General features: G+C 68.5%; 19 protein-coding genes and 1 pseudogene. 7 read left to right on the plus strand and 13 right to left on the minus strand.

The annotated features are described in order from the left end of the window. Nucleotides 1-369 precede the first annotated feature (369 nt). Complete coding sequence (locus J1M36_RS05630) at nucleotides 370-1,560, plus strand: alcohol dehydrogenase catalytic domain-containing protein (protein ID WP_131333726.1); 1,191 nt, start codon at nucleotides 370-372, stop codon at nucleotides 1,558-1,560. A gap of 650 nt (nucleotides 1,561-2,210) precedes the next feature. Here the strand turns inward: J1M36_RS05630 and J1M36_RS05635 are convergent. Further along, nucleotides 2,211-2,654, minus strand: a pseudogene (locus J1M36_RS05635) (relaxase/mobilization nuclease domain-containing protein); the annotation flags it as partial. A gap of 125 nt (nucleotides 2,655-2,779) precedes the next feature. On the opposite strand from J1M36_RS05635, the gene J1M36_RS05640 reads away from it, so the two are divergent. From J1M36_RS05640 to J1M36_RS05650, 3 genes are all read left to right on the plus strand, one after another. Then, the gene (locus J1M36_RS05640; RefSeq protein ID WP_206478841.1) at nucleotides 2,780-3,373 is read left to right on the plus strand and encodes a recombinase family protein; all 594 of its coding nucleotides are present in this window, start codon (nucleotides 2,780-2,782) and stop codon (nucleotides 3,371-3,373) included. Between the two features lie 331 nt (nucleotides 3,374-3,704). Beyond that, on the plus strand, nucleotides 3,705-4,115 hold the full coding sequence (locus J1M36_RS05645) for a four-helix bundle copper-binding protein (protein WP_206478842.1): 411 nt from the start codon (nucleotides 3,705-3,707) through the stop codon (nucleotides 4,113-4,115). Between the two features lie 415 nt (nucleotides 4,116-4,530). Further along, a complete protein-coding gene (locus J1M36_RS05650; protein ID WP_206478843.1) occupies nucleotides 4,531-5,238 on the plus strand; it encodes a DUF305 domain-containing protein in 708 nt (235 codons plus the stop codon). A 149-nt stretch (nucleotides 5,239-5,387) separates the two neighbouring features. Here the strand turns inward: J1M36_RS05650 and J1M36_RS05655 are convergent, their stop codons facing one another. Further along, a complete protein-coding gene (locus tag J1M36_RS05655) occupies nucleotides 5,388-6,104 on the minus strand; it encodes a DUF305 domain-containing protein (protein ID WP_206478844.1) in 717 nt (238 codons plus the stop codon). 237 nt (nucleotides 6,105-6,341) lie between these two features. Between J1M36_RS05655 and J1M36_RS13155 the strand changes: the two genes are divergently transcribed. After that, entirely contained in the window at nucleotides 6,342-6,764 is a 423-nt protein-coding gene (locus tag J1M36_RS13155; protein WP_197493181.1) for an aminotransferase class I/II-fold pyridoxal phosphate-dependent enzyme, read from the plus strand. After that, nucleotides 6,698-7,123 carry a hypothetical protein gene (locus J1M36_RS05665; RefSeq protein WP_206478845.1) on the plus strand — a complete coding sequence of 142 codons (426 nt, stop codon included), beginning with the start codon at nucleotides 6,698-6,700 and terminating at the stop codon, nucleotides 7,121-7,123. Before J1M36_RS13155 ends, J1M36_RS05665 begins: the two co-directional genes overlap by 67 nt. Nucleotides 7,124-7,151: 28 nt before the next feature. On the opposite strand, the gene J1M36_RS05670 is transcribed toward J1M36_RS05665, so the two are convergent. Continuing rightward, nucleotides 7,152-8,666, minus strand: coding sequence for an MFS transporter (locus tag J1M36_RS05670; protein ID WP_206478901.1), 1,515 nt, complete (start codon nucleotides 8,664-8,666; stop codon nucleotides 7,152-7,154). A 173-nt stretch (nucleotides 8,667-8,839) separates the two neighbouring features. Between J1M36_RS05670 and J1M36_RS05675 the strand changes: the two genes are divergently transcribed. Continuing rightward, a complete protein-coding gene (locus J1M36_RS05675; RefSeq protein ID WP_206478846.1) occupies nucleotides 8,840-9,385 on the plus strand; it encodes a TetR/AcrR family transcriptional regulator in 546 nt (181 codons plus the stop codon). Between the two features lie 86 nt (nucleotides 9,386-9,471). On the opposite strand, the gene J1M36_RS05680 is transcribed toward J1M36_RS05675, so the two are convergent. From J1M36_RS05680 to J1M36_RS13100, 10 genes are all read right to left on the minus strand, one after another. Then, nucleotides 9,472-9,987, minus strand: a complete 516-nt coding sequence (locus tag J1M36_RS05680; protein ID WP_206478847.1) for an ABC transporter permease — start codon at nucleotides 9,985-9,987, stop codon at nucleotides 9,472-9,474. A 192-nt stretch (nucleotides 9,988-10,179) separates the two neighbouring features. Then, a complete protein-coding gene (locus J1M36_RS05685; RefSeq protein ID WP_206478848.1) occupies nucleotides 10,180-10,746 on the minus strand; it encodes a DUF3817 domain-containing protein in 567 nt (188 codons plus the stop codon). Continuing rightward, a complete protein-coding gene (locus J1M36_RS05690) occupies nucleotides 10,743-11,822 on the minus strand; it encodes a hemolysin family protein (RefSeq protein WP_206478849.1) in 1,080 nt (359 codons plus the stop codon). The genes J1M36_RS05685 and J1M36_RS05690 overlap by 4 nt, the downstream gene beginning before the upstream one ends. Beyond that, on the minus strand, nucleotides 11,819-13,366 hold the full coding sequence (locus tag J1M36_RS05695) for a hemolysin family protein (RefSeq protein WP_206478850.1): 1,548 nt from the start codon (nucleotides 13,364-13,366) through the stop codon (nucleotides 11,819-11,821). Before J1M36_RS05695 ends, J1M36_RS05690 begins: the two co-directional genes overlap by 4 nt. A 272-nt stretch (nucleotides 13,367-13,638) precedes the next feature. Continuing rightward, complete coding sequence (locus tag J1M36_RS05700; protein WP_206478851.1) at nucleotides 13,639-15,051, minus strand: TIGR01777 family oxidoreductase; 1,413 nt, start codon at nucleotides 15,049-15,051, stop codon at nucleotides 13,639-13,641. 42 nt (nucleotides 15,052-15,093) lie between these two features. Continuing rightward, nucleotides 15,094-16,221, minus strand: coding sequence for a Gfo/Idh/MocA family protein (locus J1M36_RS05705; protein ID WP_206478852.1), 1,128 nt, complete (start codon nucleotides 16,219-16,221; stop codon nucleotides 15,094-15,096). Between the two features lie 139 nt (nucleotides 16,222-16,360). Beyond that, entirely contained in the window at nucleotides 16,361-17,158 is a 798-nt protein-coding gene (locus J1M36_RS05710) for a carbon-nitrogen hydrolase family protein (protein ID WP_064847116.1), read from the minus strand. 135 nt (nucleotides 17,159-17,293) lie between these two features. After that, complete coding sequence (locus tag J1M36_RS05715) at nucleotides 17,294-17,686, minus strand: hypothetical protein (protein WP_085106837.1); 393 nt, start codon at nucleotides 17,684-17,686, stop codon at nucleotides 17,294-17,296. Between the two features lie 223 nt (nucleotides 17,687-17,909). Next, nucleotides 17,910-18,464 (minus strand): hypothetical protein, encoded by a 555-nt coding sequence (locus tag J1M36_RS05720; protein ID WP_206399891.1) that lies wholly within the window; start codon nucleotides 18,462-18,464, stop codon nucleotides 17,910-17,912. 65 nt (nucleotides 18,465-18,529) lie between these two features. Beyond that, nucleotides 18,530-20,563: a maleylacetate reductase and hydroxyquinol 1,2-dioxygenase domain-containing protein gene (locus tag J1M36_RS13100; protein ID WP_342358294.1), complete on the minus strand. Its 2,034-nt coding sequence runs from the start codon at nucleotides 20,561-20,563 to the stop codon at nucleotides 18,530-18,532. Nucleotides 20,564-20,611: the final 48 nt, after the last annotated feature.

Genomic DNA, 20,611 nt, shown 5'->3' on the forward strand with positions numbered 1-20,611 from the left:
GCACACTCGGGGGTGGTGTGTGCGTGAGTCCGCAGGGCCTGAATCCGCGGGGTTCGTAACATGAAAATTTTGGGTGAGAAATGCGTGAAAAGTACACCCATAGGAGTGTTTGACATGTATGTCAAAGGCGCGCATTGAGCCATTCGCCCGAAATAATCGGAATCTCCCACCAAGCCAAGGCATCGGCAATATCGACATTTTGCGTCATGCAGAACGTGGATTCGTCCAGGACGCCTCCCTCCCTACGACGCCCCTGGGGGCCGATTTAGGTTGTGCGAGGCCTATGGTTTACTGAGAGAAGCCTCAAGGCTGGGGCTGGACCGAGTCTCCCCGGGCCCCGGTGTGAGAACTCAAGAAGGAGTGAAGAACATGGCAGGCAACCGTTCCGTCGTCTTCCGCGGCGTGAAGAACATGCAGGTTGAGGATCTGGACTTTCCGAAGCTCCAGATGCCCAACGGCAAGAAGGCACCCCACGGTGTTGTCCTGAAGATCGTGGCTTCCAACATCTGCGGTAGTGACCTCCACATCTACCGCGGGTCCTTCCCCGCCCCGGAAGGCATGGTCATGGGGCATGAGATGACCGGGGAAGTCGTGGAAATCGGCTCTGACGTCGAGTTCCTGAAGGAAGGCGACCTGGTCTCGGTTCCCTTCAACGTGGCTTGCGGCCGCTGCCGCAACTGCCGCAACGGTCGTACCGAGGTCTGCCAGACCTGCAACCCGGACGCCGATTCCGCTGCCTACGGCTTCAACCTGGGCGGCTGGGACGGCGGACAGGCCGAGTATCTTTTTGTTCCCTATGCGGACTTCCAGCTGCTGAAGTTCCCGGACCGTGACCAGGCCATGGAGAAGATCCGCGATCTGGCGCTTCTCTCTGACATCCTCCCGACTGCCTTCCACGGCCTCATGGAGGCTGGCGCCAAGCCCGGGTCCACTGTGTACATCGCGGGGGCCGGCCCCGTGGGCCGTTGCGGCGCCGCAGCTGCGCGCCTGCTGGGGGCGTCCTGCATCATCGTCGGCGACCATGACAAGGATCGCTTGGCCCTGATGAAGCGCAACGGTTGCGAAACCATTGACCTCAACGAGGATGTCCCGCTGCAGGACCAGATTGAAAAGATCCTTGGCGAGCCGATGGTCGACTGCGCCGTGGACTACGTCGGCACCGAAGCTCACGGCATCGGCAAGGACGCGGACAAAGAGGATCCGGCCTATGCGATCAACCAGGTGATCGACGTTACCCGCGCGGGAGGCGCCACCGGCATCATCGGCATCTACGGGCCTGACCCCCTGGCGGATTCCAAGGACGAGCAGAACGGCATCTACCCGATTGAATTCGGCAACGCCTGGATCAAGTCCCCGAAGATCACCGCTGGCCAGGCGCCGATCATGCATTACAACTACGAGTTGATGCAGGCGATCCTGTGGGACCGCATGCCGTACCTGTCGGACATGCTGCAGACCAAGGTCATCAGCCTTGACGAGGCTCCTCAGGCCTACGCGGACTTCGACAACAGCTCGCAGGAGAAGTACATTATCGACCCCCACGGCATGATCGCCTCCTGATCTTGCTCACCCGGTAGTGAGGCCCTGGCAATTTGCCAGGGCCTCACTACCGCCAGGACGCGCCCCAAGCTGAGGGCGCCTTTTCGTTCTCTCCTATGGCCGGTCAGGAAAACAGCTGGCCGTGAACACGGTGCCAGGGGTTCCACAGCACCCTCCGTTGACGGCGCGTCGAGCTGGAGGAAGCGGGGGCCACCATCACCTCCGCCGAGTGGCAGATGCCCATGACCGCACTCATCGCTGTAGGCCTCATCCACGGCGAAGGTTTCCATACCGCCCCCCAGACCAGTCCCTTGGCATCTTCCGCTCAAACCCCTGAGGCATCGGAGAGCACCGGTCGGCTGCTCGAGCGCGTCCGTGAGCTGGAAACCGAGGTCCAGGAATGGCGCCGGCGCGCCGAAGTTGCTGAAGCACGAGCCGAAGAACGCCGCCGAGCTCTTGACGCCCTCCAAATCGCCAACGGAACCGAGCGCATGGCGCTGCGCATGCTCACCGGGCAGAGCTCCCACACACCACAGGCTCCTACGGCTCCCGAGCCTGCTCACCGCGCGCCGACGGCGGAGCCGGAAACGTCACCGGAACCCGCAGCCCCTGTGGCACCGCCCGAGCCGCGCCGCGGGTTCTTCTCTCGCATCTTCTCGGCCTAAGCCCAGCTACAGGCCCCGCCCGTGGTCCTCCCGGCCTGGGTCGGAACGGCAAAGATGCTGCGCCTGTTCCAACGAATGAAGCGGGGCTACCCGCTGTTGCTGCTGGGGCGCCGGGGGTTGCTTCCGAGGTGCCGGGTTGTCCAGCTCCACGACCTTGCGGATCTGCTCCCACTCCGCGCGGCGGACCGCTACCACCTCGGTCTGTTGCTCCTGCAGCTGACGCACCGCGACCACCGAGCGTTTACCCCGCCCCGCCTCACGGCGCCGCGGCGCCGTCTGCAAACCGTGCTCCAACTCCAGGCGGGTGCACGCGCTTTGGGCTGCACGCCGGTCGTTGCGCCCGTGCCACATCGTCCCCTCGTCACTGACCCGGCACACCACCACATGCACGTGGTCATCGGCGTGGCGGACCATCACCCACGGGTGCTCCGCGAAACCCATGGGATGCGAGACGTCTCGTCCGGGAAAATTGCGTCCGCGTGTTTTCGCGGCTGCGCGTGTCTCGCATCCTTGTGCTTTATCTGTACCCCTAAAATCGGCTACTCAACGTTAGTTGCGAGACAGATGGGGTGGACATGGGGAAGCTGATCGGGTACGCCCGAGTGTCGACACGGCAGCAGGACGCAGACCGTCAAGTGTCTGACCTCCAGGCCGCCGGCGTGCGGCGCGATGACATCTACGTGGACAGTGGAGTGTCTGGAGGCCGTGCTTCCCGTCCGCAGTTCGACCGTGCGGTAGCTGCGCTCGAGCCGGGGGACACGCTGGTGATCACCACGCTGGACCGGCTGGGGCGGTCGACGCAGAACATGCTGGCCTTCGCCGAAGCGCTGCGGGGGAGAGGCGCGGGGTTGCGGGTGCTGAACCTCGGTGGGGGAGACGTGGACACCGCCACCCCGATGGGTTCAATGGTCTTCACGGTGATGGCTGCCCTGGCGCAGATGGAGCTGGAGATCAAGCGAGAACGCATCACCGATTCCGTGGCCAAACGCCGGGCCGCCGGCAAGGACCTCGGGGGTAGGCGGCAGACCTTCACCGACTCCCAGATCCGCAACGCCCTGCGACTGATCGATTCCGGGGAGCCGGCCACCCAGGTCGCCCGGGACCTGGGGATGTCCAGGGCCACCCTCTATCGCCGGATCCGGGAACTCCCCATGCCGGTGACCATGTGAGCCGGCGCTATGTCTCCCTGCGGCGGTGCATGTAACGCCCCGCAGTGGACCCGTCACATCATGAGGCTATCTGGCCTCGTTGGGCGATGGTTCTGCCCGGTGACCGTAGCGCTGGGTGGGTGCGGCAGGAAGCTCTCTAACGTGCCTTCTTCGGCGGCGCAGTCCCGCGCGCACCGGATCGCTCTGCGTAGGGATCCGAGCTGCACTTCTTCACGGAATCTTCAAGCCAATCCGACCCCATAGCGAGAAACAGAAGTCTACTGTCGGTTGTGTGTGGCGGGCCGGCGTCGGCCGGTTCGTCTCCTCGATCGAACCGACGAAGGAGTACGCCATGACCCATCACGTGAGCGCGATGCTGGAGACCTACCCCAAGGACCTGGGCGGGGTGGACCAGGCCAAACTCGCCGCCTGCATCGAAGCTTGCTTCGAGTGCGCCCAGACCTGCACGGCGTGTGCGGATGCGTGCCTGTCCGAGGACATGGTCGCGGAGCTGACCAAGTGCATCCGCACCAACCTGGACTGCGCGGATCTGTGCGAGGCCACCGGGCGGGTGCTCTCTCGGCACACCGGCTACGACGCGAACATCACCCTGGATACGATCAGGGCCTGCCAGAGGGCGTGCAAGGCCTGCGCCGATGAATGCGAGCAGCACGCGTCGATGCACGAGCACTGCCGGATCTGCGCGGAGGCCTGCCGGCGCTGCGAGGCCGCCTGTGCGGAGCTGGTCGCCTCCCTGGGTTGAGCCGACCCTACTGATCCATCACCCGGGCGGGGGACGGTGGTGACGACGTCCGTGGCCGGTGGAGAGCGAGGCCGCGGACAACATCGGATCTGTTCCGGCCGGACACCACCACGACGCACCCACCGCCCGGGTGATGCCCCCAGTAACTGATCACCCCGCGGAGAACGTCCGCCACGGAAACCCAGCCTCCTCCGGAGGCCGATGCTGACCCACGGACGCCGGTGACCGGTCTCCGTGGGTAAAAGAGGCGCTCGAACCGCTGAGCCGGGCACACCCGAAGACGGGTCTCCTCTTCCCCCGTACCTCGTTTGAGTACAGCCCCGCCCGCGCGGATCATTCCCGCGCCGGTTACGGGGTGAGCACCGAGCCGACACATCGGGGTCGAGCTCCCTTGTCATAGAAGAGAGACATCGTCATGCGTTGTACCCAGTTCGCCGGCCGCCGTGCAGCGGCCGCCGCCTCCACCCTTGCCCTCGCCACCGCCGTGCTGGGCGGGACCACTGCCCCGGCCGTCGCCCACGGACAGGTCCTCACCCCGGCCTCGTCCCACTCCCAAGAGGAGGCCGCGGCGGAGATGCTCCAACCCGATCCGACGTCGCCGACCGCCTACGAGTTCGGCGAGACCCTGGCCGGACTCGAGGGCGAGGAGCTGGAGACCACCTTCCTGGCCGAGATCATTCCGCGCCACCGGGCCGCGATCGAGATGGCCGAGCTGGAGCTGGAGCGTGGGACCAGCCCCGACATCCGCACGCACGCGGAGAACATCATCGCCAACCAGGAACACCAGATCGAGCAGTTCACCCGGTGGCTGGAGGAGTGGTACGGGCTGACCCCGGAAGAAGCCAAGGCCCAAGCCCTGGAAGAGGCCCAGGAGGAGATGAAGACCCTAGAGGAAGAGACCCGGATGATGATCGAGGAACTGGCCGCGGTGGAGGCCGGTGAGGACTTCGACGTGGCCTTCGTGCAGAAAATGATCCCGCACCACTCCAGCGGAATTGTCGAGTTCCTCGAGCCCCAAGCCCGCGCACCCCACGCCCAGCTGCGCGTCGCCTCCACGGCCGGGATCACCACCCAGCAGGCTCAGGTCGCCGATTTCCGTACCTGGCTCGCCGGCCGCGACTGAGGTCTAGGACCGGCCACCGGAGCTCATCGACCCATCGGGATCCTCGCAGTGAGCCCCTGGCGTCACCCGAGGTACTGAGGGGCTCCACCCATGCGGTGGGGCCCCTCAGCATATCCGGCACCTCGATCCCGCTCAGGCGGACCCGGGTGCTAGCTCTGCAGCTGCTGCAGCAGGGCGTCCATCTCGGCGATCTCGGCTTCCTGATCGTCGATGACCTTCTGGGCCATGGCGATGGCCTGCGGGTTCTGGCCGTTGGCCACTTCCTCCTTGGCCATGTCGATGGCCCCGCGGTGGTGGGCGGTCATCTGGGTCAGGAACAGCTCGGAGGCCTCGTCTCCTTCGGCCGCCTCGAGCTGGTCCATGTCCTCGTCGGTCATCATGCCTTTCATGCCCGTGCCGGAATCGGAGCCGTGGCCCATGGACTCATGATCCATTCCTCCGGACTCCGTGCCGCCGGACTCCATCATGGTGGGCTCGCCCCAGACCTCGAGCATCTGTTCCAGCCGGTCGATCTCCGGGCCCTGGGCGGCGACGATCTTGTTGGCCAGTTCCTGGATCTGCGGATCCAGGTTGTCTTTGGCCAGCATCATCTCGCTCATTTCCACGGCCTGTTGGTGGTGGGGAATCATCATCTGGGCGAACATCGTGTCCGCATCGTTGTGCTCCTCGGTGATCGGCTCCTCGGAGGCCGGGGAGGCCGAGCCGGTGCTGCCGGCGGCCGCGGTGCCGGTCTGGGCGCCGGCGGCGGCCGTGGGGGAGGCCGACTCCGCTGCGGAACCGGTGGTTTGCTCACCGGCGGTGCCGCAGCCGGCCATAGCCAGGGTGGAGACCAGGGCGAGGGTGGTCAGAGTAGGGATGCGCTTCATGGGAGGTCCTTCCCTTCTGTATCGAGGCAGGAGGGCGGTCCCGGCCAGTGCCGCTGCGATGGCGCCTCGTAGTCCGGTGGCCGTCCAGGGTTCGAACCGGCCCAGGGCGAAGACCGTGCCCGGGAAGCTCAGGGATAAGGCGACGACGCCCAGGGACGCGAGGAGGGGGCCACTGCCCCATACGCCGTCGACCCGTCCCGGGCCCCGAACCGATACTGCTGTGGGAACAGTAGCGCTATGACAAGCTTTCATGATCGAAGTAGCAGTTCCGAGGACATCGCCCGGGAACTGACGCGGGACATCACATCACGTGCCACGGGAACGCGGCTACCGTCCCACCGGGCTCTCGTGACCCGCTTCGGCGCGAGCGCCTCCCCCGTGTCCCGGGCACGCGCGCTACTCGCCCAGCGTGGCCTGGTGGTGTCCCGACCCGGGGCGGGGCGGGGACGCGAGGACGTGTTGGTCGGGATCGGCGGACAGGCCGCCCTGTCCACCGCGATGCGGGCGGTGGCCCCACCGGGTGACCCCGTGCCCCTGGAAGCGCCCACGCATCCGGGGACCCTCGCCGCTGCTCGCGCCGCGGGTTGCGCACGGTGTCGCTCCCCGTGGACGCGCACGGGATGCGCCCGGACTACCTCGACGACGGCATCCCGCCCGTGAAGCCCTTGGTCCTACTCGAGACGGACGGCACGGTGATCCACATCCGGTCCGTGGCCCGGTTGCAGACGGCGCTCACGCAGCGCAGGCGGCTGGCGGTCCGCACGGTCGTCGAGACCCTAGGGGCAGACGTCCTCCCCGATCACCCCCGCGGGGGTTATCACCTGTGGCTGCGCCTTCCCCGGGGCACCGACGAGAGCGAGTTCCTCTCGGCAGCCCTCGCGCGCGGCACCGCGCTGGCCCCCGGCACCTACTTCCACGCCGACCAGCCCGACGTCCCGCGCGTTCGCCTGAGCTACGCAGCAGCGCCCACGACAGCGGACCTGGTCACGGGCATCCATCGACTCGAAGGACTCGTGTGAGGAGGACCGCCACAGCACCGCGGTCCGATCAGTGGGTGCGGGGCATGCGACGGTCCGCGCGGAGCACGCGCACCAGGACCATGGCTACGACCAGCACCATGAGACCGCCCACGAGCGAGCTCCACTGCATGCCGGAGGAGAAGGCGGCCGTGGCGGCGTCGACGATCGAAGCCTGCAACGGCGACTGAGCGGCCACGTCCAGGGCGCCACCCAGCGTCTCGTGCGCGGCCTGCGCGCTCGCGGGATCCAGGGCCGCGGGCAGGTCCAAGTGGGCCTGGTAGAACGCGGTGGTCACACCACCCAGCACGGCGGTGCCGAGCACGGCGCCCACCTCGTACCCGGTTTCGGACACGGCCGACGCCGCTCCGGCCTTGCGTTCCGGCACGGACGAGACCACGAGGTCGGTGGACAGTGTGGTCGCGATACCCACACCCGCGCTCATCACGGTGAACCCGCCCAGGACCGGCAGCGCCGAGGCCTGTTGATCGGTGAAGAACACCAGGAGGAAGCCCAGGGCAACGAGCAACAGACCCAGCACCACGGCGTTGCGCAATCCGATCGTGTAGGCCAGCTTCGCGGCGGTGAGCCCGGCGACGATCGCCAACAGCAGCCCGGGGACCATGAACAGACCGGAGGTCATGGGGTCCATGCCACTGACCAGCTGCAGATGCTGGGTGAGGAAGAACAGGAACCCGAACATCGCCACGTTGGACACCACGTTCACGGACAACCCACCCGAGAACCGGGGGCTGCGGAAGAAGCGCAGGTCCAGCATGGGGTAGTCCTTGACCACCTGGCGGCGCGCGAACAACAACCCGGACAGCGCACCCACGGCGATGAACAGCACACCATGCAGAGCGGAGCCACCCGTGGCCATGGTCTTGATGCCGTACACGATCGGGGCCATGGTCAGGATCGCGAGCACGATGGACGCGGGGTCCACCGGTCCCGGGTGGGGGTTACGGGACTCGGGCAGCAGCAACGGGGCCGCGATCAGGAACGCGATCAGCACCGGGACAGCCAGCAAGAATACCGAGCCCCACCAGAAGTGGTTGAGCAGGAAGCCCCCGGCGATGGGACCCAGGGCGGCGCCGGCGCTGAACCCGGCCGTCCAGATCGCGATGGCAAGGCTGCGCTGGCGATCGTCCTGGAACACGGTGCGCAACAGGGACAGCGTGGTGGGCAAGAGCATGGAACCGAACACGGCGATCCCCACGCGGGCGGCCAACAGCCATTCGGCGCTCGGGGCGAAGGCCGCGCCCAGGGAGACCAGGCCGAAGCCCGAGGAACCGATGATGAGCATCTTCCGCCGCCCGATCCGGTCCCCCAGGCTCCCCATGGGGATCAGCAGGGCGGCCAGGACCAGGGGGTAGATGTCCACGATCCACAGCAGCTGCGCTGCGGTGGGACGCAGCCCCGCGGAGATCGCGGGCAGGGCGAAGCTCAGGGCGGTGTTGTTCACGGAGACCAGGAGCACCGGGAACATGAGGGCGCCCAGGGCGGCCCAGCCACGGGCATCGGCCTTGCGGTGTTGATCGACCATCACGGACACGTGGAACCTCCTGGGAGAAGAGCTGCGGATTCGGGTGTGCGAGCCGTACACGTTTGTACCGAGCTCCTTCACAGGAGCCTCTCGCCAAGTCTTTACCGTCTAGACGGTACAGTTAACATGGTTAGGCTGGCAATGATTCCCACCCCGTGAGGTTCACTACACCCATGCCCCGCAAACCCGTGGCCCGCGAGAAACTACTCACCGCGTTCGAACACCTCGTGCTGTCGGAGGGCGAACGCGCCGCGACCCTGGACGCCGTCGCCGCCCGGGCGGGGGTGTCCAAGGGCGGGTTGCTCTACCACTTCCCCCACCGGCAAGCGCTCGTGGACGTCGCCCTGGCCCGGTGCGAGGAGATGGCCCGCGAGGACCTGACCCGCCTCACGCAATCCCCCCGGGGTGCCGCACGGGAGTTCCTGGCCACCTCCCTCTACGAGGACAGCCCCCTGGACCGCAGCCTCATGGTGGCCTTCCGCATGGTGCAGTCCGGCGAGCCCGGCGCCCGCGAGACGTGCGAGCGCGTGACCCGGGAGTGGTACCGCGTGGTCCTCGAGGACGTGGGGGACCCGATGATCGCCACGGCCGTGCAGTGCATGGGGGACGGGCTCTACCAACGGGCGTCCATGGGTCTGCTGCCGGAGGACCCGGAGGAGAAGCAGCAGATCCTGCAGCGCCTGCTGGACACCGCGGATCGGTTGACGCGGGACTCGTGACGAAGCCCCGGCCGAGCATTTCGCGGTACTCAGCCGGGGCTTTGTGGCGGGGCCGTTCAGGGCGCCGCCGTGCCGGAACGAACGGGTCAGTCGACCCGCGCCAGCCCCTCCACCGGGTTGAGCTTCGTGGCCCGTCGCACCGGCAGCGCGGAGGCGATGACCGCCACCACCACAGCAACGGCCAGAATGAGCAGAAAACCACCCCACGGCACCACGGGCCGGAAGGTCATCCCCTCCACGACCAGGGACATCACCCCCAGCATCCCGAAGAGCCAGCCCACCACCAGGCCCACCACGGTGGCCACGAGTGAGATCACGAGGACTTCCCGCCGGATGAGCGCCCCGAGTTGCCGCTTGGACAACCCCAGCGCGCGCAACAGGGAGTTCTCCCGGGAGCGTTCCAGCACGGACAGGGACGTGGTGGAGGCGATCCCCAGGACGGAGACCACCACGGCCACCGCGAGCAGTGCCAGCATCACCGCAAGCAGGATGTCCAGGAGGTTCACGTAGCCGGCCTTCTCGAGTAAGGCTCCACCCAGCTCATCCGTGCCCACGTGCAGGATCTTCGCGACGGACTCCTCCAGCTTGGTGGCTTCCTGCACGTCGAGGCGCTGCGCGGCGTCGGAATGCCGTCGGCGGAGCGGGAGCCGCGCAGACCGTCGAGTGCCGCCGCGCCGGGCCCAGGGAGGCCACGAGGGTCAGGAGCACGCCGGTGACCAGTCCCGCGATCACGTCCCACAGGACCTGCGGTGTGCATCATGCGAGGGGATGAGCGGGCCACCGTGGGGCTCCCCTCAGGAGAACCACTCGGTGGGCGGGCCCGCGGTGAGCAGCACCGAGAACAGCGCCACCACGAACACCAGCAGGGCCAGGGCGGAGAGCACGGGCCACCGCAGGATGACCGCGAGCAGCCGTTCCGCGGGAGTGCGGGCGGGCTCACGCAGCCCGCTCGGGACCCCGCCAGGGGTGGCGGAGGTGGCGCGGGCGTCGTCGTCCCCCGCAACCCGTCCGTCCGACGTGGTGCCGGCCCCGGTGCGCGCGTGACCCGCGGGGGCCACGCGCCACTCGTCCGCGAGCAGGCCCTTGCGCTCCGCGTGCCGTTCGAACGGCACCGTGGCGAACGGGACCACGGAGAGCACGAGGCCCAGCACGCCCGTGGCGGCCGGCCAGCGCCGGTCCGTCCAGACCACCACGGTGGAGACGCAGTAGCTCAGGAACACGAACCCGTGGATCCCCCCGGCCAGGCGCACGGGGAGGTCACCGGCACCGAATCCGTACTTGGCGATCATGCCCAGGATCAGCAGCGCCCACGTGACGGCCTCGGCGGTCGCGGCGATCCGGTACAGCTTCCGCGGGCTCACGCGGCGGAGTCCTGATCGGCCTTGGAGGTGGCGTCGCGGACCTCGCCCACGAGTTCCTCCAGCACGTCCTCGAGCGCCACGATGTACACGGACTCGTCCGTGGTGCGCGAGTCCCGGGCCACCTGGCCGAGCAGCGCGAAGTGCGCGCCGTTGGCCTGCATGGTGCGGGTGACCTTGCGCAGCTTGTCCTCCGGGGCCACGCGCGCGAAGCGGCGGATGATGGCCGCGGGGATCGGTTGCTCCCGGGCGGTCTCCGGCAGCCCCAGCACGTCCTTCGTGTGGACGTAGCCCATGAGCCGCTCGTTCACGTCCCGCACGGGGAAGCGCGAGAAGCCCGTCTCCGCGCACAACTGCTCGACCCCGGCCACGGTGATGTCGGCCGGGACGGTGCGCATGCCCGCGAGGGGCAGGGCGACGTCGGCGGCAGTCTTGTTCTCGAAGTTCAGCGCGCCCGTGAGCAATCGGATCTCGTCGGTGTCGAGCAGGCCCTCACGGCCGGACTCGGCCACGAAACCGCGGACGTCATCGGACGTAAAGGCCGAGGCGACCTCGTCCTTGGGCTCCACCTTGAACAGCCAGCGCACCAGGTGGTTGGCCGTCTCGTTCATGACCCAGATGGTGGGGCGGAAGACCACCACGAAGCCGTGCAGCACGGGGCCGAGCACCTGGGCCACGCGGCTGGGGACCGCGATGGCGATGTTCTTGGGCACCATCTCGCCCAGGACCATGTGCAGGAAGGTCACGATCAGCAGCGCGATCGCTAGGGCGATCGGGTGCAGCAGAGCGGACGGCACGCCCGCGGCCTCGAGGGGCATCTCAATAAGGTGTGCGATCGCGGGTTCACCCACGGCACCGATCAGCAGGGAGCACGCGGTGATCCCCAGCTGGGTGGCGGCCAGGGACACGGACACGTTCTCAATGCCCTTGAGGGCGTACTTCGCGGACTTGGATCCGTCCGAGGCGCGGGGTTCGAGCTGGTCGCGGCGGGCCGATACCATCGCGAACTCGCTGGCCACGAAGAAGGCGTTGCCCGCCAGAAGCAGGACCAGGACGATGATGGCGGTACTCGTGGTCATCGCTGCTGCTCCTCACGCGGGTCCTCCACGGACACGTCCTCGTCCCGGTGGAAACCGGCGGCGCCCACACGGTCGCCGTGCGAGACCCGGAATTCCTCCGCGGTCTCGGGGTCGCGGTTCTCACCGCCCAGCGGGTCCGGTCGCCCGGGTGGGCGCCAGGACGTGGACGACGTCGAACCGCCCCGTTCGTCCGGATTGCCGCCTTCGCGGTGCACCATGATGCGGTCCACGCGGTGCTGGTCCATGCGCACCACGGCCAGGTGGATCTGCGCTTTGGTGGGCAGGTCGTCGTCGTCGCGGTGGATGTGGTCGATCGCTTCCAGGGTGAGCTTGTCGCCCACGCTGGGCAGCCGGTCCAGTTCCTCGGCGATGAGACCGCCCAGGGTGTCGGACTCCTCGCCCTCGGGCATGTCCACGCGCAGCACGTCGCCCAGTTCGTCCGGGCGCAGCAGTCCGGAGACCACCAGGCCACCGTCGCGGGTGCGGCGGAAGCGCTGCACCCGGGTGTCCTGCTCGTCGTCGATCTCCCCCACGATCTCCTCGATGAGATCCTCCAGGGTCACGATGCCCGCGGTGCCGCCGTACTCGTCCACGACCACGGCCAGTTGCAGACCCTTGTTGCGCAGTTGACGCATGAGCGGGTCCAGGGTCATGGATTCGGAGACCACGTCCGCGGGGACGCACACGTCCGCGACGCGTAGCACCGCGCGTTCCTCGAACGGAACCGCGAGCGCGTGGGTGTAGTGCACCACGCCCACGATGTCGTCCACCGATTCCCCCGTGACGGGGAACCGGGAGTGACCGGACTCGGACGCGGTGAGCAGCATGTGCTCCACGGTGTCGTCCGCGTCCAGGAAGGTGACTCGGGGGCGGGGACGCATCACGTCCGCGGCTGTGCGGTCACCGAACTCGATGGACCGGGCCACGAGTTCCGCGGTGCCCGCGTCCAACGTGCCCTCACGCCCGGAGCGGCTCACCACGGACGCGAGTTCCTCCGCGGTACGCGCGTTGGCCACTTCCTCCGTGGGCGTGAAACCGAGCATGCGCAGCACCGCGTTCGCGGAGCTGTTGAGCATGGTCACGAGCCAGCCGAAGACCACCATGAAGATCTTCTGCGGCAGCACGACCACGTGGGTGACCCGCAGGGGGTCCGCGATGGCCCAGTTCTTGGGGACGAGTTCACCGAACACCATCTGCGTGAAGGTCGCGACGATGAACGCGGCGGTGGTCGCGATACCCACCGCAGCGGCGTCGGGCACGCCGGTCCACCCGAGGCCCTCGCTGAACAGGGTGCCCAGACTGGGACCGGTGAGGAAGCCCGCCAGGAGGCTCGTGACGGTGATGCCCAATTGGGCACCGGAAAGGTTGGTGGAGGTCTTCTTGAGGCTCTGCTCGATGGTCTTGGCGCGCTTGTCGCCTTCGGCCTCCGCGCGCTGGACCGCTTGGCGGTCCACTGTGAGGAACGAGAACTCGACCGCCACGAACAGGGCGTTGGCGAGGACCAGCAGGAGAAAGACGAGGAGGAGCAGCCAGGCCGTCAGCACCAGCTCACCTCAATGCACACCGCATCGGCGCGGGAAGGGAACGGGGAACCGAACGAGCGGATGTCAGGGGAGCAGCGGCGCTGCCCGGGACTGTCCGACTCCTTGTCATCGGCCGAGGGGAGCGCACCAAAGTACGCTGCGGGCCGGTTGTGTTGAGATGTCACGGGAAAAGGATACCGAATCCGCTCCCGGGGAGGAGAGGGACACCGCCCAACCGGTGGAGCTCTGCCCCCGCGGTGTTCCGCGTTCACACCTGAGCGGCGGGCTCAGCCTCAGCGGGTGCGCCCCAGGATGTGCTCGGCGCAGCTGCGCAGGTCCTCGTTGCGGAACCGGTACCCGCTGGCCAGGAGCTTGCCGACGTCCACCCGGTGGCTCGCCGCCACGAGTTCCTCGGTGGCCTGCGCCCCCAGAACGGCCTTGGGACCGGCCAGGGGTGTGGGGACCACCGCGGGGCGGTGCAACACACCGGCCACGGTCTTGGCGAACTCCTTCTGCCGCACGGGTTCGGGGGCGGCCACGTTGAACGGGCCCTCAGCGTCGTCGCTCAGCGCAAGGTGGGCCACGGCGCCGGCCATGTCGTCCAGGCCGATCCAGCTCTGCCACTGCTTCCCGCCGCCCATGGGCCCGGACAGACCGGCCTCCATGAGGGGCAGTTGCGGTTTCAGCAGGCCACCCGTGGGTGAGAGCACCAGACCGGTGCGGACGTTGACCACGCGCATGCCGTACACGGCGGCCCCGTGCGCGGCACGTTCCCACTCCCGGCACACCTCCGCGAGGAAACCGTCCCCGGACGCGGAGTCCTCCGTGAGGATCTCGTCCCCCCGCCCGGTGCCGTAGTAACCGATCGCGGAGGCGACCACCAGCGCGCGCGGGCGCTTCTCGGCCGACACCTGGCCCAGCGCGCGCACGAGCAGGTTGGTGCTGTCCACGCGCGAGCGCATGATCTCGTGCTTCTTCGCGGGCGTGAAACGCGTAGCGATACTTTCGCCGCCCAGGTGGACGACGACATCGACCCCCTCCAGATCGCGCGGGTTCAGCACCCCTTCGTCCGGGTCCCAGCCGATGACACCTTCACCGGTGGCGCCGCCGCGCTTGAGGCGGAGCACCGTGTGCCCGCCCGTTTCGAGTAGCGCGCACACCTGGGTGCCCACGAGCCCGGAGGAACCGGCCACCGCGATGGTGAGCCGGGGCCCGTCGTGCTGGTCGTGGAAGTCCAGGTCGGCACGCAGTTGGCGTTCCCGGTAGGCGAAGATCCGCTCGAGCTGCGGCGTCATCACGCGCTCACCCAGGTCGTTGAGCTTGCCCGCCCACTCCGGCAGTGGGCGCACCGTGACCTGGTCCCGGACCAGGGTCCCGCCGTTCTCCGTCTCCTCGAAGACGTGCCGGTGCTCCCACTCCCCCAACGGCCCGCTGACCATGCGATCCGTAAAGTACCGCGGCGGATCCCACTCACCGTGTTCGGCTGTCCAGGGCAGGTGCACCATGCCGAACGTCCCGGGCACGGAGATCCCCAGCTTGGCTTCCGAGCCCGGTTCGATCCCGTCCGACGGCGCTTGGCGCACCTGGTCGGGGCCCCCACCGAACGGCGGGGTCAGGCGAGGCAGGGCGCCGGGGCGCTCGTGCCACGCGAAGACCTGCTCCCGGGGTTGGGACAACCGTGTCTCATGGATGTACTGGTGTGTCATGGCAGTGCTGTCCGTTCGTCGAGGGGCCCAGGATGCGGGAGATCAGCCGTTCTGGGGAACCTGGTCCACGAGCTCGTCGTCCTCCGGCTCGTCCGCGGGGGTGACGCGGCGGACCTGCTCGGAGGTCACCGTCCGTTCCCGCTGATAGGGCTCGAGCGTGACGGGGCGGCCGGTCTCGAGCGATTCGAGGACGGCCTCGTTCACGCGCACGTCCAGCATGCCCTCCTCGCCGTCCGGTTCCGGGGCCTCGCCCCGGCGCAGGCAGTCCACGAAGTACTGGGTCTGGCCACCGAACTGTTCCACGGGGTCGTGGGCGAAGCTCTCGGAGGAGCCCTCCTGGGTGAGCGTGTACTCGATCCCCACGCCCGGACCGAAACCGAAGCACGGCTGCGCGCTGATCTCGCCCTTGGTCCCGGCCACGGTGAACCGCTCGGCGGACTCGGAGGCGTAGCTGATGGTGAACTGCGCCACCCGTTCACCCGGGAAGGTGAGGGTCACGGCCACGGTGTCGTCGAAGTTGAACTCGCGGCCCGGGGTGCGGACTCCCTTGGCGTAGACCTCCACGGGTTCGTCGTGGAAGAGGTTGCGGACCATGTTCTGCGGGTAGGTGCCCATGTCGGGGATGGGCCCACCCCAGTAGCCCGAGTGACCGCGGTGGTTCTCCTCCGTGATGTCCTGGGAGAAGGTCGCGGTGAAGAACCGCGGGTCACCGATGACCTGCTGGTCACGGACCTTCTCGATCATCTCCACGGTCGCGGGTTCCTGGTGCAGCCGGTAGGCGACCATGAGGGTGGCCCCGCTCTGCTTCGCGGCATCGGTGATGGCCTGGCAGTCCTCCACGGAGGTGGCCATGGGCTTCTCGAGCAGGGTGTGGATCCCGGCCTCCAGCGCGGGTTCCGCGAACTCGCGGTGGCGGAAGACGGGAGTGGCCACGTACACGGCGTCGATGTCACCGGACTCCAGCAGCGCCGGGTACTCCTCGTAGGAGTAGGTGGCCACACCGAATTCCTGACCCAGCACCTCCGCCTTCTCCGGGCTCGAGGTCACCAGTGCCGCGAGCTCCGCGTCCTCGATCCGGGAGAGCCCGGGGATGAACGCCTGCTGGGAGATCTGTCCCACGCCCACCACGGCGAAGCGGACGGGGTGGTTGTTCTGAGTGGCATCAGCCATGATTCTGACCTCCGGACTGCTCGAGTATGACGGTCCACGCCCACAAGGCAGGGGCTTATGACGTGCTACTGCTCACTGTAGGCACGGACCGCGAGCCTTGTCAGCGCTCGTTCACCCACCGCGCACAGCTTCCCGGGTCTCAGAGTTCGCGCGCGTTGCGCAGCACCGGGATGGCCTTGCGCGTCCGCTCCACGAGCTCCGGGTCCAGGTCCACGACCGTGTAGTCCGGGGCGTCTCCCAGCCGCGCCACCACGGAACCGTCCGGCGCGGCCACCAGGCTGTGCCCCACACCACGCGGCGCCTTGTCCGGGTTCTCCTCCCCCACCGACTCGGGGTTCGCCTGTCCCACGGCCACCACGTACGACGTCGTGTCCAGGGCTCGCGCGCGTGCCAGCAGTTCCCACTGCGCGACCTTGCCCGGCCCGTCCCCCCAGGACGCGCCGAGAACGGTGACCACGGCGCCGTCGTGCGCCAAACGCGTGAACAGACGCGGGAAGCGGATGTCGTAGCACGTGGCGACCCCCACCGTGAGGCCGCCCGCGGAGAAGGTGACCGGTTCGTCGCCGGGGTCCACGGTGTCCGACTCCAGGAAGCCGAAGGCGTCGTACAAGTGGATCTTGGCGTAGCCGCGCACGGTGCCGTCCGGGAGGGCGATCACCGCGGTGTTGCGCACGCGATCACCGTCGCCGGGGGTGAACATGCCGGCGACGATCGCGACCGAGTGCTCACGCGCGAGCTCGGAGACCGCCGTGGCCCATGGGCCATCGAGAGGTTCGGCCACGTCCCTGAGGCTGCGACCGAACGCAAACATCGTGGCCTCGGGCAGCACGAGGAGATCCGCGCGGTCCTCCCCCGCGCGGCGCGCGAGCTCGCGGACGCGCTCGAGGTTGTGTTGCGAGTCGTGGGTGCTAAGCAACTGGCCGAGTGCGATACGCATATCAGTCACGGTAGCCGGGCGGCGCAGGGGTCCGGAAGCGCTGCCGGGGCGCAGGGGCCGTCTCCGCGCGGATGTCGACGGCGCGTCTCACGCGGAACCACCCGGCCACCCGCGGGTGCGGGGCGGCCCCGGGACCTATGCGTTCTTGGCGATCTTGACCGCGCTCATGATCATGGGGATCTGCAGCGGGAGGCGGCCGAGGGAGATCGCCTGCTTCGCGGCGGACGCGTGGCGCCAGTCCCACGCCATCTTGAAGTTGCCGGGCCACACGCCCACGAACAGGGCGGCCGCGGCCACCCCGCCGGCCTTGCGTGTGGCGGGGATGAGCAGCAGCGCGGCGGTCCCGAGTTCCGCGAATCCTGAGCCGATGGACCACTGCCGGGCGGTGCCGGGCAGCTGTTCGGGGATCAGGTGGTCGAACGGTTCCGGTTTCACGAGGTGCAAGGTCCCCATCCCCGTGAGTGCCAATCCGGTGAACAGCGCGGCGCGGTGGGCCCTGCGGCGGGCGGTCATCAGTTTTTTGGTCATGCTCCACGGTACCCGGGAGTGGACTCCCCGGAGCGGCGGTAGGACGGGCCCACCCCTCACCGCAGTCGATGAGGTACTGCGAACCGTTCACGGTGAGCAGCGTGGAGATGCCCACCCGGTCGGAGCCGTCCCGTGCACGGCGGCCCACCGGAGGTCCCCAGCAGGGTCACGCGCGTGGCGTAACGGGAGGCGTCCTCCCGACTCAGTGGCCGCGGTGCGGCGTTCATGCCCGCGCCCCCTGCTGAGAAGCGTCCCGCGTTCCCTGCTCGGAAGCGCCCCTGGAGTCCTGCTCGGAAGCGTCGCGAGCACTCACGGAGCTCCGGCCGCCCTGAAGCGCACCCTCCCCGCTGCCCAACACCGCGCGCAGCGTCTCGGTCAGCGTGGCCGCGGGATCCTCGACCATCCCGTGCGAACGGTAGGCCACGTGGTTGTCGGGGCGCACGAGCACCATGCCGTCGTCCGCGACCTCGCGCAGTCCGGCCCAGTCACCGTAAAGGTCCTCGTATTCCTGCTCCGGCCCGATCACGTGGGCCGTGAGCGGGATGCCAAGCTCCTCGGCCACCCGTTCGGCGGCGTCCGCCCACTTGGCGCCGTTGATCCCGGTGAGCACCGTGAACCGGCCGTGCCCGCAGATGTCGTGCGTGGACACGCTGGGTTCCCGCGGGTCGGCGAGCCCGAGCCACGCGTGGGGCAGCCGCGAGCCGGGGCGCGTCGTCGGACGGTAGTACAGCTCGGCGTCCCGCTCGTCCACGGGCAGCTCGGTGCCGTCCGCGACCACGGCGGAGGACGATCCGGCGGCGCCGTGACGGCACGGCGCTCGCGGTGGAGGGGAAAGGGGTGGGCTCAGACGTCCTCGGGGGCGAGCACCACGTCGAAGCGGGTGCTGGCCCAGCTCTCGTCCAGGCGGCGACCGTCCGGGGTGGGTTCGTTCGCGTCATGCGTCTCGAACGTCTTGATCAGGGAGTCCTTGACGCCGAACACCGAGTCGCCGGCCCCGAGTTGCGGATCCCCCTCCACGAAAATGTGGGTCACGAGCGTGCGCTGCCCCGGGGCCGAGACCATGAAGTGCAGGTGGGCGGCGCGGTACGGCGAGCGCCCGGTGCTCTGCAGCATCTTGCCCACGGGCCCGTCGTGCGGGATGGGGTACGGGGTGGGTGTGAGGCCCCAGAAGCGGAACGTCCCATCGTTGTTGGATTCGAGCCATGCGCGGCCGTAGACCCGGCCGTCGGTGTGCTGGACGTCGTACAGACCCTCGTCGTCCGCCTCCCACACCTCGATGCGCGCACCCGCCACGGGGTTGCCGTCCGTGTCCTTGACGGTTCCCTCGACCCAGCACGGCTGGCCCGGGGCACCCCCGGCGATGTCTTCGCCCTGGTCGATACGCGGGGCGTCCTGGGCGAAGAACGGGCCGAACACGGTGGCTTCCGTGGCGTCCTCGTAGGCCCGGTTGTTCACGGCGATGGTCTGCATGGAGATGCCCAGCACGTCCGAGAGCAGCACGAATTCCTGACGGGTGTCCGTGGTGATGTTCCCCGCGTCCGTGAGGAACTTGATCGCGGCGTTCCACTCGTCCTCGGTCAGCCGGGTCTCGCGCACGACGGCGTGGGCATGGGTCACGACGCTGCGCAGCACCTCCGCGAGGCGCTGGTCGGGGGACTCGTCGAAGGACGCCAGGACCTGTTCGGTGAGTTGCGCTTCGCGCTGGCACTGCTCCTCACTCTCGGTGCTGTCGGGCGCGTCACCGGTCGCGGCCGTGACCACCGAGGGGTTCTCCCCCTGCAGGGCCGCGCGCAACAGCACGGTGAGGTTCTCGGTCGTGGGCGTGACCGGGTTGGACTCCGGGATGGCCTTGAGCGAGCGCTCCACGGCCTCGGTAACGTCCTCCTCGGTGAAGCCGACGTCGGACAGCGCCCGGGGTGCGTCCAGGTCCTTCCGCAGTGCGGCCAGTGCGTCGTTGGCGGCCCGGGCCTCCCCACCGGCCACGGTGCCCTCGTACCCGAGCGCGGCGGCGAGGCGACCGGCGAGTTCCGGGACGGCCGGGGCGTTGAACGCCAGGACGTGCGGCAGCACGGTCGCGTGGGTCTCGGCGTGGGGCAGGTTGAACGTCCCCCCGAGCACGTGCGCGATCTTGTGGTGGATCCCCGAGCCCGCGGACGCGAACGACAGTGCGGAGAGGTAGCAGCCGTAGAGCGCCTGCTCACGGGCGTGCATGTCCTCGGGGTCCTTGACGATCCCCCGCAGGGCGATCGCGAGTGCCCGCGCACCCTCGAGCGCATGCGCTTGGTTGATGGGATCGGCCTTGGGCGCCCACAGCGAGTCCACGCAGTGCGCGAGTCCGTTGAGCCCGGACGCGACCGACAGGCCCACGGGCAGGGAACGCGAGAGTTCGGCGTCGTAGATCACAGCCTCGGGCAGCACCTTGGGGTCCAGGCCGGTGGACTTGGTGCGGTCCTCCGTCATACCCCACATGCTCGTGGCCTCGGAGCCCGCGTAGGTCGTGGGCACGGCCAGGAGGGGCAGCCCGGACGTCAGTGCGATGGCCTTGCCCAGCCCCGTGGTGGAGCCGCCGCCCACGGTGACGAGCGCGTCCACGTCCGCCTCGCGTGCGGCGTCCCGCGCGCGCTCGGCGAGTTCCACGGGGACGTGCTGGACGACGTCGTTCCACGTCAGGGCGGGCTGCGCACGCTCGGCGACCTGCCGGACCAGCTCCGCTTCGTGCTCCCCCGCGATGATCATGGGGCGCGTGGCGCCGAGGCGGTCGAGTTCGGCCGCGAGGTTTTCGGCGGCCTTGCCCGAGCCGAACAGGACACGTTGTCCCAGGGTCGTGTGCTCGAAGACCATCGGCCGGGGCGCTGAGTCGGAACGCTGGATGGACATGGGAAACCTGCCTTGACTGGATGATCCTGATGTCCTTCCAGTGTGGTG

Origin of the sequence: Kocuria sp. KRD140 (genome assembly GCF_017168375.1) — a bacterium.
Taxonomy (GTDB): Bacteria; Actinomycetota; Actinomycetes; order Actinomycetales; family Micrococcaceae; genus Kocuria; species Kocuria marina.

Excerpts from the sequence above, each read along its gene's own strand:
- J1M36_RS05630 (WP_131333726.1), top strand. The coding sequence starts at position 370 with ATGGCAGGCAACCGTTCCGTCGTCTTCCGCGGCGTGAAGAACATGCAG.
- J1M36_RS05640 (WP_206478841.1), top strand. The coding sequence starts at position 2,780 with ATGGGGAAGCTGATCGGGTACGCCCGAGTGTCGACACGGCAGCAGGAC.
- J1M36_RS05645 (WP_206478842.1), top strand. The coding sequence starts at position 3,705 with ATGACCCATCACGTGAGCGCGATGCTGGAGACCTACCCCAAGGACCTG.
- J1M36_RS05650 (WP_206478843.1), top strand. The coding sequence starts at position 4,531 with ATGCGTTGTACCCAGTTCGCCGGCCGCCGTGCAGCGGCCGCCGCCTCC.
- J1M36_RS05655 (WP_206478844.1), bottom strand. The coding sequence starts at position 6,104 with ATGAAGCGCATCCCTACTCTGACCACCCTCGCCCTGGTCTCCACCCTG.
- J1M36_RS13155 (WP_197493181.1), top strand. The coding sequence starts at position 6,342 with ATGACAAGCTTTCATGATCGAAGTAGCAGTTCCGAGGACATCGCCCGG.
- J1M36_RS05670 (WP_206478901.1), bottom strand. The coding sequence starts at position 8,666 with ATGGTCGATCAACACCGCAAGGCCGATGCCCGTGGCTGGGCCGCCCTG.
- J1M36_RS05675 (WP_206478846.1), top strand. The coding sequence starts at position 8,840 with ATGCCCCGCAAACCCGTGGCCCGCGAGAAACTACTCACCGCGTTCGAA.
- J1M36_RS05690 (WP_206478849.1), bottom strand. The coding sequence starts at position 11,822 with ATGACCACGAGTACCGCCATCATCGTCCTGGTCCTGCTTCTGGCGGGC.
- J1M36_RS05700 (WP_206478851.1), bottom strand. The coding sequence starts at position 15,051 with ATGACACACCAGTACATCCATGAGACACGGTTGTCCCAACCCCGGGAG.
- J1M36_RS05705 (WP_206478852.1), bottom strand. The coding sequence starts at position 16,221 with ATGGCTGATGCCACTCAGAACAACCACCCCGTCCGCTTCGCCGTGGTG.
- J1M36_RS05710 (WP_064847116.1), bottom strand. The coding sequence starts at position 17,158 with ATGCGTATCGCACTCGGCCAGTTGCTTAGCACCCACGACTCGCAACAC.
- J1M36_RS05715 (WP_085106837.1), bottom strand. The coding sequence starts at position 17,686 with ATGACCAAAAAACTGATGACCGCCCGCCGCAGGGCCCACCGCGCCGCG.
- J1M36_RS13100 (WP_342358294.1), bottom strand. The coding sequence starts at position 20,563 with ATGTCCATCCAGCGTTCCGACTCAGCGCCCCGGCCGATGGTCTTCGAG.